The following is a 17,340-nucleotide window of genomic DNA, read 5'->3' as shown; positions in this document are numbered from 1 at the left end:
TATTGAATGGCCCTTTTGTTTGTCTGGCGTTTGGCCAATTCCTCTCTCAATTCCCTTTATATCTTCTGACCAATGGTCACGCCTGTCGCTTGCCAAATATTATTATGATAATAATATTCAACCCATGAACATCGGAGGCAATGATGAGCGATAAAAAAGCGCAAACCCGCGAACGCATTCTGCAGGCTGCCAGCGCCGCGTTGATCCAGCGTGGCCCGGCAGAACCAAGTGTGGGTGAGGTCATGGGGGCCGCGGGGCTGACCGTCGGTGGTTTCTACGCGCACTTCGAAAGCAAGGACGCGCTGATGCTGGAGGCCTTTACACAGTTGCTGGCCAAGCGTCGCGCCTCGATCGACGACATCGATCCACAGCTGACCGGGGAAGAGCGCAGAAGCCTGGTGGCGGCGTTCTACTTGTCGCGCAAGCACCGTGACTCAACCGCCCAGGCATGCCCGATCCCGGCCACGGTGGGCGAAATGAGCCGTCTGCCGGATGAGTTCCGCCAGGCACTTAATGAGCACTGCGAGTTGATGGCTGCGCAGCTCGCCGCCAGCCCTGAAGACACTGACAAAGCCCTAGCTGACATGGCGCTGATGATCGGTGGCCTGGCCCTGGCCCGCGCGCTGGGTCCTGGTGAATTGTCTGACCGTGTGCTGCGCGCCGCCAAGTCGGCGGTGCGCTAGAAGAGGGCTCTCATGATGGGCACGCTAACCTGGACTCGTCGCTTCAACGGTACGCTGGGACACCTCGCTCCGCAAATGGTGGCCAATAAGATGCGTCGCGCCTTCATGACGCCGCGCCATCTACCGCCGCGCGATTGGGAGCTGCCGCTGCTGGCGCAATCGGAGCGCATTACCTTGCGTTTCGGTTTGTCTGCCTTGCGTTGGGGCCAGGGGCCTGCGGTGTTGTTGATGCACGGTTGGGAAGGGCGGCCCACTCAGTTCGCGAGCCTGATCACTGCGTTGGTCGACAATGGTTATTCGGTGATTGCCCTGGACGGTCCCGCCCATGGCCGTTCGCCGGGGCGCGAAGCCCATGTGCTGCTCTTTGCTCGCGCCATGCTTGAGGCGGCGGCAGAGTTGCCGCCGCTGCATGCCGTGATCGGCCATTCAATGGGCGGTGCCAGTGCGATGCTGGCAGTGCAGTTGGGCTTGCGTACCGAGGCGTTGGTGAGTATTGCCGCGCCGTCACGCTTTCTGGATGCGCTACGCGGCTTTACCAAGATGGTCGGTTTGCCAGCGCGGGCGCGGTCGGCGTTTATCCAGGAGGTCGAGTTGACGTTCGGCATGCCGCTCAAACACTTGGATGTGGCCCACTACCAGATGAATATCCCCGGCCTGATCGTGCATGCCGAAGACGATACGTTCGTCCCGGTCAAGGCGTCGCAAGCCATTCACGAAGCCTGGTTCGACAGCCGCCTGCTGCGCCTGGAGCAGGGCGGTCACCAGAAAGTGCTGGCCGATCCACGGGTGATCGACGGTGTGCTGGCATTGCTGGCCGGCTGCTGTCTACAGGAGCGGCAAAGCGCCTGATACACTCCTCCCGCCGACATTAATCGACTGGAGCAAGGCATGGGCTGGGATTTGGCAACGCCGTTTATCATCGATCTGCAGGTCGCCCCTGAAGACATCGACGGCCTGGGGCACGCCAATAACGCGGTGTATGTGTCTTGGCTGGAGCGCTGCGCCTGGCGCCATTCCCAGCGCCTGGGGCTGGACCTGACCGAATATCGTCGACTTGACCGCGCCATGGCCGTGGTGCGGCACGAGATCGATTACCTGGCCGCAGGCTACGAAGGCGATGAGCTGCAACTGGCCACCTGGATCGTCGACTGGGACCAACGCCTGAAGATGACCCGGCGCTTCCAACTGGTACGCCCGCGTGACGGCGTCACTTTGTTGCGCGCACACACCACCTTTGTCTGCATCGAGCTGTCCAGCGGCAAGCCCAAGCGCATGCCCGCGGAGTTTCTCGACGGTTATGGCCCCGCCCTGACAGGGGGTTAACGGTTGCTGTGGGAAACCCAGTAAACTGCGCCACGATTTTTGTTGAGTGTTTTCCATGCAAATTGCTTTGGCGCCCATGGAGGGGTTGGTCGACAACATCCTGCGGGACGTGCTGACCCGAGTCGGCGGTATTGACTGGTGCGTGACCGAGTTCATCCGCGTCAATGACCGCCTGCTCACCCCTGCGTATTTCCACAAGCTCGCCCCGGAACTGCTGCACGGTGCCCACACCGCCGCGGGCGTACCGCTGCGCGTGCAATTGCTCGGCTCCGACCCGGTGTGCCTGGCCGAAAATGCGGCCTTGGCCTGCGAATTGGGTTCGCAGGTCATAGACCTGAATTTCGGCTGCCCAGCCAAGACCGTCAACAAGTCGCGCGGTGGTGCGGTGCTGCTCAAGGAACCGGAGCTGCTCAACCAGATTGTCGAACACGTCCGTCGCGCTGTGCCTGCCCATATCCCGGTAACCGCCAAGATGCGCCTGGGCTTCGACAGCCCGGACGGCGCCCTGGTTTGCGCCACGGCCCTGGCGGAAGGCGGCGCTGCGCATATCGTGGTGCATGCACGCACCAAGACCGATGGCTACAAACCGCCCGCCCACTGGGAGTGGATCCCGCGGGTGCAGGACGTGGTCAAGGTGCCGGTGTTCGCCAATGGCGATATCTGGAGTGTCGACGACTGGAAGCGTTGCCGCGAAATCAGCGGCGCCGAAGACATCATGCTGGGCCGCGGCCTGGTCGCGCGTCCTGACCTGGCACGGCAGATCGCTGCGGCGCGGGCGGGCGAGGACGTGGTTGAGATGACTTGGGCAGACATGCAGCCCATGCTCCAAGACTTCTGGACCCAGTCAGTGGCGCAACTGACCGAGCGCCAAGCGCCGGGGCGTTTGAAGCAATGGCTAGCGATGCTCACCCGCAATTACCCTGAAGCGGTGGAGTTGTTTACGTTGATGCGTAGGGAAACTGATCTGGAGCAGGTCGGACGTTTGCTGGGTATGCCCAGCCAGCGTGAGCGGTCGATGGCGTTGCAAGATTAGGTTTACATATATAAGTGTTTCATCTTTTGCTGTAAGGGGCGCCGAAAGGCGCCTTTTTTTGTCTGAAAAATAACGGTGTAGCGACAATGCGCCCTGTTCAGGGCAGTGTTCAGCCTGGATGGCGCTTGGAGGGTTGCCATGTTGTCGCGAGATATATGCAAATAAGCGTGAGTGTAGGGTTCGACTGCTACGAGGTTTTAACAGGTTGGCCTTGATGGAAGGGTGTTGAAGTACTTGCGTGCGCGTTAGTTAGCATAAGTTGCGCGCATCAAAAAGGTTTGTTGTTTTCCTGAAGTTACTTTCTGTCAGGGTGTTGCCTTTAGTGTCATATCTTGAGGCGCGCAGGCCGTACACCTTCGCGGTTTTATACTGGATGTCCATAGGCTAAATGCTCGACTGGTTATTTGGTTTCCTTATATAAGCCTCGATTTTTCGGAACTCGTTGCCGTTTCGCCCCACGAATCTTTCGAGTTTGTCGAACTCACCGTTGATTCACACTCCACATCAATAACTCGCTCTCCTGTCAGCGCAGGGTTGAGCGTGGTCTAAGGAATAGAAATATGTCTAATGTATCGACCAAACCGTTTGTGCCAATGAACGCAGAATATGCACACCTTAGTCAGCCGTCCGTACAGGTGAATAAACCGCTCGAACTATCTCCGGCGGCGGACAATGTAAGTAAGTTTCTGAAAGACAGCAGCCCGGCGCCAAAAGAAAATAATCTGACCGTTAATAAAGAATCGCTGGAAAAGTTGTTCGCCATGTTTGAGTTTGCGGTCAAGGCGATGCGAAGCATGCTTGCGGGTATGGGCGTACTGCCCAAGATGCCCGGTGAACTGGATGCTCAATCCCAACTGAAGCCTGGCCCTGATCCAAAGGTCGTTGCAGATACAAATGGTAAACCCAAGATCGAGCCGCAAACGGATGCCAGGACGCCGGTGAAGCCTGGCTCTGATCCTAAAGTCATTGCAGATACAAGCGTTAAACCCAAGATGGAACCGCAAACGGATGCCAGGACGCCGGTGAAGCCTAGCTCTGATCCTAAAGTCATTGCAGATAAAAGCGTTAAACCCAAGATGGAACCGCAAGTGGATGCCAGGACGCCGGTGAAGCCTGGTCCTGATCTTAAAGTCGTTGCGGATACGAACGTTAAACCTGGGATCGAGCCGCTTGCGGATGCCAAGACACCGGTCAAGCCGGGCCCGGACGTGAAGGTAAAGCCGGATGGGCAGACCCAGATGACCATGACACCTGACGGCAAGCTCGCCGCAAAACCGACTATGACTTCAGTCACTGATACTGCGCAAAATAATAAGTTGTCTTCCGAAATCAATGTGACGGTGCAGGTCCAGGGCTGTCACTGCCCCCATACAGGCGAAAAAATTGCGCCACAGCCCGTGCTCATCCCTAAGGTCGATGTGCAGCCCGCGCTACCGGCATTGGTCACGCCAAAGGTCGATGCCCAACCCCAGTCGCCAACAGTGGTGAACCCGAAGGTCGATAAACAACCGTCGCTGACATCAACGGTCATTCCGAAGCTCGATACCTCGCCGTTGCTACAGCCTCAAGTCACTCCGGCGACCGTTAACAAACCCGAACCCAAAGCGCCTGCAACGCCGGTCGAACCTAACACTACCACGGCTGATCCGAAGCCTGAGACCCGGCCTGCTCCGGACCTTACAGCCCCCGCACCGGATGACTTGGTGAACGATTCCAGCAGGCACTCCCGGAGCCGATTCGACGACCATCGCGCTGCCAGGCCAAGCCTGCGTTCACGTTTCTGAGCCTGCTGTCTTGAAGCGTTGAACATAAATGTCCGTTCCCTGACCCGTTAGGTCAGGGAACACTCAAAGAGATTTGAAGCATGTCATCAATAAGCCATAGCCACGCTACGCAACCCACTATCAATCCTTACCGGGCACCTGACTATTCTGTTCGTGCCTCGTGTGATTCAGGGCTCCAGAATAACGTTCGTACCGCACCACCAGCCCCCCGCACAGAGATCAAGCCCGGTAGCTTCGCAAATAACCCCACCCCAATTGCCTTGATGGGCATGCTGACCGAACTGTTCAAGCAGCTCTTCAGCCAATTGCAGAGTCTTCTGCAGGGAGACGTGCGCCCGCCGGAGCCAAAAAGCAACGACTTACCTCTACCTCAGCCGCGTGTGCAGCCCGCTCCCGATACGACACCCGTCAACAAGCCAAAAGAGCCCATTCCCGAACTGTCTAATAAGCGTAACGGTGCAAAACCCAACAACATCTGGAATGGCTTTAGGCAGGGAAGCAAAGGTAACTGCGTAACGGTCTCGGCGATCAAGGCGGCGATGGCGAAGTTTGGCCAAAGCCCAACGGACATCTATAAGTCTGTTGAGAAGGTTGCAGACGCTTATAAAGTTGTTATGCGCGATGGGTTCGCGTTGACGTTGAAAGAATCTGAGTTGGACAGCGCTATTCGCGGTGCCGACTTTGTTCGCATGAATGATCGGGAAATGCTCAAGGATGCACACTTCCTTTTTGCGTGCTCTGCCAAGCGTGCGCAAATAGAGAATAACGATGGATTCGCGAACAGAAGCTTTGATGCAGCCATAAGAAGTCTTAACGATCGAGAGGATGAAAGTGGGCCGGGGGAGGGCCTTAAGCGTTTGGGGTTAAAGGATCATATGCAACGCGTGTCGGCGCGTGACTTGGCCGACAGGTCGTTGATCGGTATGGTCAACAGACGCGGGCACTCGGTTGCGGTGGTGGATGGAAGTGAAGAGTATTACGGGCGCAGAGGTGGCCGGCCCACCGGTGGGCAGGCGATTGCGCTGGTCTGATAACGCCGATAACTGTCCGATTTGACCCATGTAGCCGCAAAGGGCTCACCACGGAATGTTCGCATGGATGCCACTTTAACTGTAGTTCGTGGTTTAGCACGTTGACCTGTATGCACGCTTTGAAAGGTTGAACGACTACGCACTTGTGAAGGCTTAGTTGTGTGATTCAACTGGCCGATTAATCTGCCGCAGGATCAACGTGCTTTTTTATTTCAGACACTGCTTTATAAAGTTTTAGCGTTTTTCGCTGTGGACGCATCCACCTATTTCATTAAGCGTTAATGATATGAGTACGTCTGCCATTGAACCTTCTCCTCGCTTAATGCCCATGGTCACGACGAGTGTCCGCCCCCAGGCCGCCGCGGTGTTGCAGGGTTTCACTGAAACTGGTTTAAACCCGACCCTTGTCGGCGGTCAACAGCTCCCTGAATCCGATCATCGGCAGTGGTCGGCTGTGCCAATAGCCTTGGTACAGATGGCAACCCAAGCCCTGCAGAAATGTCAGTTGATCCTGGGTTTCCACACCCTCGGCGATCACCACCAGGTTCAGGCTGCGAGCCATCGCCACAATGGCGCGGATGATCTCGGCGTCGTTGGGGTCGTGAGTGGCGTCACGCACAAAGGATTGGTCGATCTTCAGCGCATCCACCGGCAGGCGCTTGAGGTAAGTGAGCGATGAGTAACCGGTGCCGAAGTCATCCATCGCAAAGCTCACGCCGAGTTTTTTTAAGCGGCGCATTTTGCTGATGGTGTCGTCCAGGTTCTGAATCACGATGCCTTCGGTGATTTCCAGTTTCAGCAGGCTGAACGGCAATTGGTGCTGCTTGAGGCTGCGCTCCACCCGCTCCACAAAATCGTTCTGGCGAAACTGCCGAGGGCTGATGTTCACGCATAGGCTGAAGTTCAACGGGTCTACCAGGCCTTCCGCGATCAGTTGTTGAAAGGCCGCGCAGGCTTCATCAAGGATCCAGGTGCCGACTTCAAGGATCAGGCCGCTGTCCTCCAGTACCTTGATGAATTCGGACGGCGACTGCGCGCCCAGCTGCGGGTGCTGCCAGCGCACCAACGCCTCGGCGCCGACGATCTTGTTGCCGCGTGCATCCACTTGCGGCTGGTAATGCACGCTGAACTCACCGCGCGACAGCGCCAGGCGTAAGTCGGTCTCCATGCGCAGGCGTTCGCTGGCGGTTTTTTGCATGCTGTTATGGAACATCTGCGTGGTGTTGCGCCCTGAGTCCTTGGCGCGATACAGGGCGATGTCGGCGCGCTTGAGCAAGTCCGCCGGCGTGGTGCCATGGTCGGGAATCAGCGCCACGCCAATACTCGGCGTGACCTGCAAACGATGGCCATCGAGGAACATCGGCTCCGAGAGTAATTCGCGCAGGGTGTCGGCCAGTTCTTGCACCTGATTGCTGACTTCCATGCGCGAACCGTCCAGCCCACTGAGCAGCACCACGAACTCATCGCCGCCCAGGCGCGCCACGGTGTCTTCCATGCGCACGCTGGCCTCCAGGCGTGCGGTGACGATCTTCAGCACCGAGTCGCCGACCGGATGGCCGAGGGAGTCGTTGATGTGCTTGAAGTGGTCAAGGTCCAGGAACAGCAGCGCACCGCGCAAATTGTGGCGCTTGAGCAGGGCAATCTGCTGGCTCAGGCGGTCCATCAGTAGGGCGCGATTGGGCAGGTTGGTCAACGGGTCGTGGTAGGCCAGGTGGCGGATCTGTGCCTGGGCGTTTTTCAGCAGGCTCACGTCCCGCGCCGTCAGCAGCAGGCACGGGGTTTCATTCAGGGTGATGGGCTCCACCGAGACTTCCACCGCCAGTAACTCGCCGCGCTTGTTGTGCCAGAGCATTTCCAGGTGGTGGATGCGCCCTTTGATCTGCAATTCGGCCAATAGCGCCGCGCGTTGGTTTTCATCGGCCCAGATACCGATCTGGTAAAGGGTCAGGCCTATGGCGTCCTCGGCGCGATAGCCGGTCAGGCGGCAGAAACCGTCGTTGACCTCCACATAACGGCCGGTGTCGCGCTCGGTGATGGAAATCGCGTCGGGGCTGGAGTGGAAGGCCTTGGCGAACTTCTCCTCGCTGGCTTTGAGTGCAGCTTCCGAGCGTTGTTGCTGAGTGATGTCCCGCAGCGTGGTGACGATGCATGGCTGGTCGCCGACCTTGATCAAACGGCTGGAAATCACGCACGTCAGGCTCTGTCCGTTTTTGTGATGCGCCACAATCGCCACATTGCTCAGCGTTTGCTCGCGGATTACCCGCTCGATTCGCTGCAGGCGTTTGCTCGACTCGTCCCACAGGCCGATCTGCTCGGCACTTTTGTCGATCACCTCGGCGGCGGTCCAGCCAAAGGTTTGGGTAAAGGCAGGGTTGATCTCCATAAACACGCCGCTGTCCAGGCAGGTCACGCAGATGGGGTCCGGGCTGGCCTGGAACAGGCTGGCGAATTTTTCTTCGGAGGCGGTCAGGCGTTGTTCGCGTTCCACTTGGTCGGTGATGTCCAGCAAGGTGCCGGCCATCCGCAGCGGCGCGCCTTTATCATCGCGGTACAGGCGGGCACGGCTTTCAAGGTAGCGCGAGCTGCCGTCTTCCATGGGCACGCGGTAGGTCAGTTGATAGTTGCCGGCCGGCCCCTCGCGCAGGGTGCGGTAGGCGTTGCGCATGCTTTCGCGTTCTTCATTGGGCATGCCTTCGAAAAACGCGTCGAAAGACTCATGGAACGGTTCGGGCGGCAGGCCGTGCAGTTGGGCGGCGCGCGCCGAGCCATAGAGCATGCCGGTGGGGATGTGCCAGTCCCAGGTGCCCAGTTGCGCCGAGTCCAGCGCGAGGTCGAGGCGTTCCTGGCTGTCCTTGAGGGCTTGCTCGGCGTTTTTGCGCTCGGTGGTATCGAGAAAGGTGCTGAGTAAATACGCCTCACCCTCCAGCTCGACCTTTTGCGCGCTGAGGGTGCCATCGTGGACCTGGCCGTTGCTGGCACAAAATTGCACCTCCATGGTGATGGGCCGGCCCTTGCGCTGCGTGGCCTTGACCAGCAACGCACGTTGCTCCGGGTGGCGCCACAGGCCGAGCTCCAGGGTGCTGCGGCCGATGGCATCGGCCAGCGGCCAGCCAAAGAGCATTTCGAAATACTGGTTGGCCTCGCTGATCAAGCCGTCGGACTGGCGGGTCAGCAATACCATGTTGGGGCACAGGTGGAACAAGGTGGCAAAGCGTTTTTCGGAGTGGCTGAGCGCGTGCTCGCGTTCGCGCTGGCGGGTGGTCTCGCGGATCACCCCGATCATGCGGCGCCGACCGGCTTTGTCTGGCGCCAGGCTGCCGTTGATCTCCAGCCAGTGATGGGTGCCGTCCGGCCACTGGATGTGGTGGTGCATGGCCTGCTCGAATGGCTCGCCGGCCAGTACGGCGTGAAAGGCCCGCACTACACGGGCGCGATCCTGCGGCGCCAGCAGGTCGAGATAGTCCAGGTCCTTGGCCAACGGTTGGCGCGGGTCAAAGCCGAACAGCGCCTGGGTGCCCCGCGACCAGCTTATTCTGCCGCTGTCTATCTCCCAGCACCATGCACCCAGCCTGGCGGCATTGAGCGCTGCCAGCAGTTGTGGGGCGCTGTCCCAGCTTTGCTCCGCCTCTTGAGGATCAAGGGCGTAGATGCGGGGCAGGGGTGGCAGGGAATCGACGGGGTTGCGCATTATCAAAGGGCCTTGGCTCGATGGGCGTATAAGCGCGGTTTCTTTCAGACCTTGAGGCCGCACAGTGTCATGCCGGTATCCCTGGCAGATCGACCTGTGCATCCAATAGGCTCATGAAAGCCCGCGCAGCGTTCGACAGCGTCCTTTCGGTGTGCACGATATAGCCTAGCTGGCGACTGAGCTGTATGCCCGGCAAAGCGATACTTGCCACCTGCTCATCGAGCATGGTGCGCGGTAAAACGCTCCAGGCCAGGCCGATCGACACCATCATCTTGATAGTTTCCAAATAGTTAGTGCTCATTGCGATATTCGGCGTGAGGCCCTGGGCCTCGAATAGCCGGCTGACAATATGGTGAGTAAAGGTGTTGCCGCCCGGGAAAACCGCGGGGTGGCCGGCGATATCGGCCAGGTTGACGCGGCCATTGCTGATCAGGCTGTGCTCCGGCGCCACCACGAAATCCAGCGGGTCGTCCCACACCGGGGTAGCACGTACGAGATTATGCGGATCCGGCGCCAGGGTAATGACCGCCACTTCGGCGCGGCCGTGGAGGATTTCTTCGTAGGCCACTTCCGAATCGAGGAACTGAATATCCAGCGCCACATTCGGGTATTCCCGGGTAAAGGTGCGCAGCACAGGCGGCAGGCGGTGCAGGCCGATATGGTGACTGGTGGCCAGGGTCAGGCGGCCGCTGACTTCACCGGTCAGGTTAGTGAGTGCGCGGCGCGTGTCGTCCAGCACATTGAGGATCTGATAGGCGCGCGGCAGCAGGGCCCGTCCAGCTTCCGTCAGGCCGACTTCTCGGCCCAGGCGGTCGAACAATCGTACCTTTAGTTGTTGCTCCAGGCCGGCAATGCGTTTGCTGATGGCGGGTTGGGTCAGGTGCAGGCGTTCACCGGCGCCGGAGAAGCTGCCAGTCTCGGCGATGGCGATAAAAGCATTGAGGTTGGCCAGGTCCATGGTGGTATTCCAGTTGGTAATCCAAAGCATAAAAAATATGAATTTGAGTTATTTAATGTAGCGCCATACCATCAGCCTCACAAGCCAAAGGGTTATTGAAAAGCCCGGCGTATAGAAGCACCGATGATGAGGACCGACTGATGGCCGGCAAAACGCTTTACGACAAGCTTTGGGATTCCCATGAAGTGAAACGGCGCGACGATGGTTCGTCGCTGATCTATATCGACCGTCACATCATCCATGAAGTGACCTCGCCCCAAGCGTTCGAAGGCCTGCGACTGGCCGGGCGCAAGCCCTGGCGCGTCGACTCGATCATCGCTACCCCGGACCACAACGTACCGACCACCCCTGAGCGCAAGGGCGGCATCGACGCCATCGTCGACACCGTGTCGCGTTTGCAGGTGCAGACCCTCGACGATTACTGCGACGAATATGGCATCACCGAATTCAAGATGAATGACGTGCGTCAAGGCATCGTCCACGTGATCGGCCCGGAGCAGGGCGCGACCTTGCCGGGCATGACCGTGGTTTGCGGCGACTCCCATACCTCCACTCACGGCGCGTTTGGCGCCCTGGCCCACGGCATTGGCACGTCCGAGGTGGAGCATGTGTTCGCCACCCAGTGCCTGGTCGCCAAAAAGATGAAGAACATGCTGGTGCGCGTTGAGGGCAAATTGCCGTTCGGCGTGACCGCTAAAGACATCGTGCTGGCGGTAATCGGCAAGATCGGCACCGCCGGCGGTAACGGCCATGCCATCGAGTTCGCTGGCAGTGCGATTCGCGACCTGTCCATCGAAGGCCGCATGACCATCTGCAACATGTCCATCGAAGCCGGTGCCCGCGTGGGCATGGTGGCGGCGGACGAGAAGACCGTCGAATACGTCAAAGGCCGTCCGTTCGCACCAGCAGGTGCTGACTGGGACGCTGCGGTCGAAGCCTGGAAAGACCTGGTGTCCGACGCCGATGCAGTGTTCGACACTGTGGTTGAGCTCGACGCTGCCCAGATCAAGCCGCAAGTCAGCTGGGGCACTTCGCCGGAAATGGTTCTGGCCGTCGATCAGAACGTGCCAGACCCGGCCAAAGAAGCCGACCTGGTCAAGCGCGGTTCCATCGAGCGCGCCTTGAAGTACATGGGTCTGAAAGCCAACCAGGCGATTACCGATATTCAGCTGGATCGCGTGTTTATCGGTTCCTGCACCAACTCTCGGATCGAAGACTTGCGCGCCGCAGCGGTGATCGCCAAAGGCCGCAAAGTCGCTTCGACCATCAAGCAAGCCATCGTGGTGCCAGGTTCGGGCCTGGTGAAGGCGCAAGCCGAGGCGGAAGGCCTGGACAAGATCTTCCTCGAGGCCGGCTTTGAATGGCGTGAGCCGGGCTGTTCGATGTGCCTGGCGATGAACCCGGACCGTTTGGAGTCGGGCGAGCATTGCGCGTCCACCTCCAACCGTAACTTCGAAGGGCGCCAGGGTGCCGGTGGGCGCACCCACCTGGTCAGCCCGGCCATGGCCGCTGCGGCTGCCGTCAACGGTCGTTTCATCGACGTTCGCGAATTGATCTGAGGAATACCCGATGCGTGCTTTTACACAACACACAGGTTTAGTCGCGCCGTTGGACCGTGCCAACGTGGACACCGACCAGATCATCCCCAAGCAGTTCTTGAAGTCGATCAAGCGCACCGGTTTCGGCCCGAACCTGTTCGACGAGTGGCGCTACCTGGACGTGGGCTATGCCTACCAGGACAACTCCAAGCGTCCGTTGAACAAGGACTTCGTGCTCAACGCCGAACGCTACCAAGGCGCCAGCGTGTTGCTCGCCCGGGAAAACTTCGGCTGCGGCTCCAGCCGTGAACACGCGCCGTGGGCGCTGGAAGAATATGGCTTTCGCAGCATCATCGCGCCGAGCTATGCCGACATCTTCTTCAATAACAGCTTCAAGAACGGCTTGTTGCCGATCATCCTCACCGATGACGAAGTCGACGAACTGTTCAAACAAGTGGAAGCCGAGGAGGGCTACCAGCTGACCGTCGACCTGGCCGCGCAAACCGTGACCCGTCCGGACGGCAAGGTGTATCACTTTGAAGTCGACGCGTTCCGTAAGCACTGCCTGATCAACGGCCTGGATGACATTGGCCTGACCTTGCAGGACGGGGATGCGATTGCGGCGTTTGAGGCCAAGCACCGGGCTGGCCAGCCTTGGTTGTTTGGTGATGCCTGATATGAGGTAGGCCGTGCGTGCCCCATCGCGGGCAAGCCCGCTCCCACATTTTGACCTGTGAACACGGTCAAGTGTGGGAGCTGGCTTGTCGGGTCGCCGCATCGCTGCGATAGCGCCCGTACCAACACCCCAAAACCCAAGGAAAACCACCATGACCACCACCGCCCACACCCAAGTCGTGCAAAAACAATTCGGCGAGCAAGCCTCGGCCTACCTGAGCAGTGCCGTGCACGCCCAAGGCACCGAATTCGCGCTGCTCCAGGCCGAACTGGCCGGGCAGGGCAGTGCGCGACTGCTGGATTTGGGCTGCGGCGCCGGTCATGTGAGTTTCAATGTGGCGCCGCTGGTCAAAGAAGTCGTGGCCTACGACCTTTCCCAGCAGATGCTCGACGTAGTTGCCGGCGCAGCTGTAGAACGCGGCCTGGACAACATCCGCACCGTACAGGGCGCCGCTGAACGCCTGCCGTTCGCCGACGGCGAGTTCGACTTCGTGTTCAGCCGCTATTCGGCCCACCACTGGAGCGACCTTGGCCTGGCCCTGCGTGAAGTGCGCAGGGTGCTCAAGCCAGGCGGCGTGGTGGCCTTCGTGGACGTCTTGTCACCGGGCAGCCCGCTGTTGGACACTTACCTGCAAACCGTCGAAGTACTGCGCGACACCAGCCACGTGCGCGATTACTCCGCCGCCGAATGGATGCGCCAGCTCAGCGAAGCCGGTTTGCACGTACGCAACAGCAGCCGTCAGCGCCTGCGCCTGGAATACACCTCGTGGGTCGAGCGCATGCGCACGCCAGAGGTATCGCGCGCCGCAATCCTTGAGCTGCAAACGGCGATGGGCCAGGAAGTGCGCGACTATTACGAAATTCAAGCCGACGGCACCTTCAGCACCGATGTGCTGGTGGTCTGGGCTGAACGCTGATTGATTTTTCCCGACCTGCCCACGGGCGGGTCGCTTGATGAAATGAGGAACGCATGAGCAAGCAGATTCTGATTCTCCCTGGCGACGGTATTGGTCCGGAAATCATGGCCGAAGCGGTCAAGGTCCTGGAACTCGCCAACAGCAAGTACAGCCTGGGCTTTGAGCTGAGCCACGACGTGATCGGCGGCGCGGCCATCGACAAGCACGGCGTGCCGCTGGCCGACGAAACCCTGGACCGCGCCCGCGCGGCTGACGCCGTACTGCTCGGCGCCGTGGGTGGCCCGAAATGGGACAAGATCGAACGTGACATCCGCCCTGAGCGCGGCCTGCTGAAAATCCGCGCGCAACTGGGCCTGTTCGGCAACCTGCGCCCGGCGATCCTCTATCCGCAACTGGCCGATGCCTCGAGCCTCAAACCGGAAGTGGTGGCGGGCCTGGATATCCTGATCGTGCGTGAGCTGACCGGCGGTATCTATTTCGGCTCGCCACGCGGCGTGCGTGAGTTGGAGAATGGTGAGCGCCAGGCCTACGACACACTGCCGTACAGCGAGAGCGAAATCCGCCGTATCGCCCGTGTCGGCTTCGACATGGCCCGCGTGCGTGGCAAAAAGGTTTGCTCGGTGGATAAAGCCAACGTATTGGCTTCCAGCCAGCTGTGGCGCGAAATCGTCGAAGAAGTGGCCAAGGACTACCCGGACGTCGAACTGAGCCACATGTACGTCGACAACGCCGCCATGCAACTGGTGCGCGCGCCGAAGCAGTTCGACGTGATCGTCACCGACAACCTGTTCGGCGACATCCTGTCCGACCAGGCGTCGATGCTCACCGGTTCCATCGGCATGCTGCCGTCGGCGTCCCTGGACACCAACAACAAGGGCATGTACGAGCCTTGCCACGGCTCGGCGCCGGACATCGCGGGCCAGGGCATTGCCAACCCGCTGGCGACGATTCTGTCAGTGTCGATGATGCTGCGTTACAGCTTCAACCTGGGCGACGCCGCAGACGCCATCGAGAAAGCCGTGAGCCTGGTGCTGGACCAGGGTTTACGCACTGGCGACATCTGGTCGCAGGGTTGCACCAAGGTCGGTACGCAAGAAATGGGCGACGCAGTAGTCGCCGCGCTGCGGAATCTGTAATCTCTCGGGCCCGCTTGCAGTTGTTGCTGCAAGGCGGCCCACTTTTTAACAAGGTGTAGTTGCGATGAAACGTGTAGGTCTGATCGGTTGGCGCGGTATGGTCGGTTCCGTGCTCATGCAGCGGATGCTGGAAGAGCAGGATTTCGATCTTATTGAGCCGGTGTTTTTCACCACTTCGAACGTGGGTGGCCAAGGGCCGTCCGTGGGCAAGGATATTGCCCCGCTCAAAGACGCCTACAACATTGAAGAGCTGAAGACCCTCGACGTGATTCTGACCTGTCAGGGTGGCGACTACACCAGCGAAGTCTTCCCCAAGCTGCGCGAAGCCGGCTGGCAGGGTTACTGGATCGACGCCGCCTCGAGCCTGCGCATGCAGGATGATGCGGTAATCGTTCTGGACCCAGTGAACCGCAAGGTCATCGACCAGCAACTGGACGCCGGCACCAAGAACTACATCGGCGGCAATTGCACCGTCAGCCTGATGCTGATGGGCCTGGGCGGTTTGTTTGAAGCCGGCCTGGTCGAGTGGATGAGTGCCATGACCTATCAGGCGGCCTCCGGTGCCGGCGCGCAGAACATGCGTGAACTGATCAAGCAAATGGGCGCCACCCACGCAGCCGTCGCCGATCAACTGGCGGACCCGGCCAGTGCGATCCTCGATATCGACCGTCGTGTGGCCGAAGCCATGCGCAGCGATGCGTACCCGACCGAGAACTTCGGCGTGCCATTGGCTGGCAGCCTGATCCCATGGATCGACAAAGAACTGCCGAACGGCCAGAGCCGCGAAGAGTGGAAGGCCCAAGCCGAGACCAACAAGATCCTCGGTCGCTTCAAGAGCCCGATCCCGGTGGATGGCATCTGCGTGCGTATCGGCGCGATGCGCTGCCACAGCCAGGCGCTGACCATCAAACTGAACAAAGACGTGCCGATTGCCGATATCGAAGGGCTGATCAGCCAGCACAACCCATGGGTCAAGCTGGTGCCGAACAACCGTGATATCAGCATGCAGGAGCTGAGCCCGACCAAGGTCACCGGCACCCTGAATGTACCGGTGGGGCGTCTGCGTAAGCTGAACATGGGTACCCAGTACCTGGGCGCGTTCACCGTTGGTGACCAACTGCTGTGGGGCGCGGCTGAGCCGTTGCGTCGTATGTTGCGGATTTTGCTGGAGCGTTGATCGCTTGAGGCAAGATGAGAAACCCGCGTTCTGGTGACAGGCGCGGGTTTTTTATTGTTCTTTCGGGCGCTATCGCAGGCAAGCCAGCTCCCACATTTGATTGCATTTCAACTGACGAAACTCGGTCGAATGTTGGAGCGGGCTTGCTCGCGAAGGGGCCATCAGCCACACCACAAAAGCTGGGTTAATTGCCTCACCCCCCACCACCCGGTAAAGTGCCGCTCCCCCGCAATGCCCGAGGCAGCCCCCATGACCCAGACCTTTGATATCGCCGTAATCGGCGCCACCGGCACCGTTGGCGAAACCCTGGTGCAGATCCTTGAAGAGTTGAGCTTCCCGGTGGGCACCCTGCATTTGCTGGCGGGCAACAACTCGGCTGGCGCGTCCGTGCCGTTTCGCGGCAAGAACGTGCGGGTGAGGGAAGTCGATGAGTTCGACTTCAGCAAAGTGCAGCTGGCGTTTTTTGCGGCGGGGCCGGCGGTGACCTTGAGTTTCGCCCCGCGTGCCACGGCGGCGGGTTGCTCGGTGATCGACTTGTCTGGCGCCTTGCCGGCCGCGCAAGCGCCGCAAGTGGTGCCGGAAGCCAACGCCCATGTGCTTGATGGCCTGGTAAAACCGTTCCAACTCGGCAGCCCAAGCCCGTCGGCGACCAACCTGGCGGTGGTCCTGACGCCCTTGCGTGGCCTGCTGGATATCCAGCGCGTGAGCGTCACCGCCAACCTGGCGATGTCGGCCCAGGGGCGTGAGGCGGTCAGCGAGCTGGCACGGCAAACCGCCGAGCTGCTGAACATGCGCCCGCTGGAACCGACGTTCTTTGATCGTCAGGTGGCCTTCAATGTGTTGGCGCAAGTCGGCACGCCAGACGCCCAGGGTCATACAGCCTTGGAAAAGCGCCTGGTCCATGAACTGCGTGCAGTGCTGGAATTACCTTTGCTAAAGATTTCCGCAACGTGCGTTCAAGCCCCGGTGTTTTTTGGCGATAGCCTGACTGTGTCTCTGCAACTGGGCGCAGCGGTCGATCTCGCCGCCGTGACCCGCGCACTCGACGCAGCGCCAGGTATAGAGCTTGTGGACGAGGGCGACTATCCCACCGCAGTGGGCGACGCAGTAGGCCAGGATGTTATTTATGTAGGGCGGGTCCGCAGGGGCGTGGATGACTCGGCGGAACTAAATCTGTGGCTGACGTCAGATAACGTACGCAAAGGCGCCGCACTGAACGCCGTACAGCTGGCGCAGTTGTTGATAAAAGACCTTGTGTAAAAGATACTTGGCGGCAATTTGTAGATTGATTCTAGCCAGGCGCTATGCTTGGCCCAAAGCAGAACAGAAGCGCGTCGGTAACCTATCGGCTCGCCATGCCTTATGGCAGCGGTTACCAACCTTCTCGCAGGCCGGGG

Annotated in this window: 14 protein-coding genes; 12 read left to right on the top strand and 2 right to left on the bottom strand. The window is 59.7% G+C overall.

Annotated features, from left to right (window positions below; translation table 11 throughout):
• The first annotated feature begins 143 nt into the window (after positions 1-143).
• The 6 genes from HU722_RS19495 (at position 144) to HU722_RS19470 (ending at position 5,854) form a co-directional block, all read left to right on the top strand.
• A complete protein-coding gene (locus tag HU722_RS19495) occupies positions 144-683 on the top strand; it encodes a TetR/AcrR family transcriptional regulator (RefSeq protein WP_065874125.1) in 540 nt (179 codons plus the stop codon).
• A gap of 15 nt (positions 684-698) precedes the next feature.
• Positions 699-1,532, top strand: a complete 834-nt coding sequence (locus HU722_RS19490; RefSeq protein ID WP_065890825.1) for an alpha/beta hydrolase — start codon at positions 699-701, stop codon at positions 1,530-1,532.
• A 39-nt stretch (positions 1,533-1,571) separates the two neighbouring features.
• Positions 1,572-2,006, top strand: coding sequence for an acyl-CoA thioesterase (locus tag HU722_RS19485; RefSeq protein ID WP_015884984.1), 435 nt, complete (start codon positions 1,572-1,574; stop codon positions 2,004-2,006).
• Between the two features lie 55 nt (positions 2,007-2,061).
• Complete coding sequence (locus tag HU722_RS19480; protein ID WP_065874123.1) at positions 2,062-3,039, top strand: tRNA dihydrouridine synthase; 978 nt, start codon at positions 2,062-2,064, stop codon at positions 3,037-3,039.
• 560 nt (positions 3,040-3,599) lie between these two features.
• Positions 3,600-4,823: a hypothetical protein gene (locus HU722_RS19475; protein WP_065890605.1), complete on the top strand. Its 1,224-nt coding sequence runs from the start codon at positions 3,600-3,602 to the stop codon at positions 4,821-4,823.
• Between the two features lie 269 nt (positions 4,824-5,092).
• Entirely contained in the window at positions 5,093-5,854 is a 762-nt protein-coding gene (locus HU722_RS19470) for a hypothetical protein (protein WP_371913943.1), read from the top strand.
• Between the two features lie 391 nt (positions 5,855-6,245).
• Here the strand turns inward: HU722_RS19470 and HU722_RS19465 are convergent, their stop codons facing one another.
• Both HU722_RS19465 and HU722_RS19460 read right to left on the bottom strand, forming a co-directional pair.
• Positions 6,246-9,542: an EAL domain-containing protein gene (locus tag HU722_RS19465; protein ID WP_065890607.1), complete on the bottom strand. Its 3,297-nt coding sequence runs from the start codon at positions 9,540-9,542 to the stop codon at positions 6,246-6,248.
• Between the two features lie 67 nt (positions 9,543-9,609).
• Entirely contained in the window at positions 9,610-10,500 is an 891-nt protein-coding gene (locus tag HU722_RS19460) for a LysR family transcriptional regulator (RefSeq protein ID WP_065874116.1), read from the bottom strand.
• A gap of 140 nt (positions 10,501-10,640) precedes the next feature.
• Here HU722_RS19460 and leuC point away from each other — a divergent pair, with 140 nt between their 5' ends.
• From leuC to HU722_RS19430, 6 genes are all read left to right on the top strand, one after another.
• Positions 10,641-12,059: a 3-isopropylmalate dehydratase large subunit gene (gene leuC / locus HU722_RS19455; RefSeq protein ID WP_049712328.1), complete on the top strand. Its 1,419-nt coding sequence runs from the start codon at positions 10,641-10,643 to the stop codon at positions 12,057-12,059.
• A gap of 10 nt (positions 12,060-12,069) precedes the next feature.
• Positions 12,070-12,714, top strand: coding sequence for a 3-isopropylmalate dehydratase small subunit (gene leuD / locus HU722_RS19450; protein ID WP_065890608.1), 645 nt, complete (start codon positions 12,070-12,072; stop codon positions 12,712-12,714).
• A 151-nt stretch (positions 12,715-12,865) separates the two neighbouring features.
• On the top strand, positions 12,866-13,630 hold the full coding sequence (locus HU722_RS19445; protein WP_065890609.1) for a class I SAM-dependent methyltransferase: 765 nt from the start codon (positions 12,866-12,868) through the stop codon (positions 13,628-13,630).
• A 53-nt stretch (positions 13,631-13,683) separates the two neighbouring features.
• Complete coding sequence (leuB, locus tag HU722_RS19440) at positions 13,684-14,766, top strand: 3-isopropylmalate dehydrogenase (protein ID WP_003192555.1); 1,083 nt, start codon at positions 13,684-13,686, stop codon at positions 14,764-14,766.
• 64 nt (positions 14,767-14,830) lie between these two features.
• Entirely contained in the window at positions 14,831-15,943 is a 1,113-nt protein-coding gene (gene asd / locus HU722_RS19435) for an aspartate-semialdehyde dehydrogenase (protein WP_032859466.1), read from the top strand.
• A 249-nt stretch (positions 15,944-16,192) separates the two neighbouring features.
• A complete protein-coding gene (locus tag HU722_RS19430; protein WP_065890610.1) occupies positions 16,193-17,203 on the top strand; it encodes an aspartate-semialdehyde dehydrogenase in 1,011 nt (336 codons plus the stop codon).
• Positions 17,204-17,340 lie beyond the last annotated feature (137 nt).

Source organism: Pseudomonas tritici (assembly GCF_014268275.3).
Taxonomy (GTDB): domain Bacteria; phylum Pseudomonadota; class Gammaproteobacteria; order Pseudomonadales; family Pseudomonadaceae; genus Aquipseudomonas; species Aquipseudomonas tritici.
The sequence above is the reverse complement of the archived record's forward strand: the minus strand, read 5'-3'. Positions and strand labels throughout refer to the sequence as shown.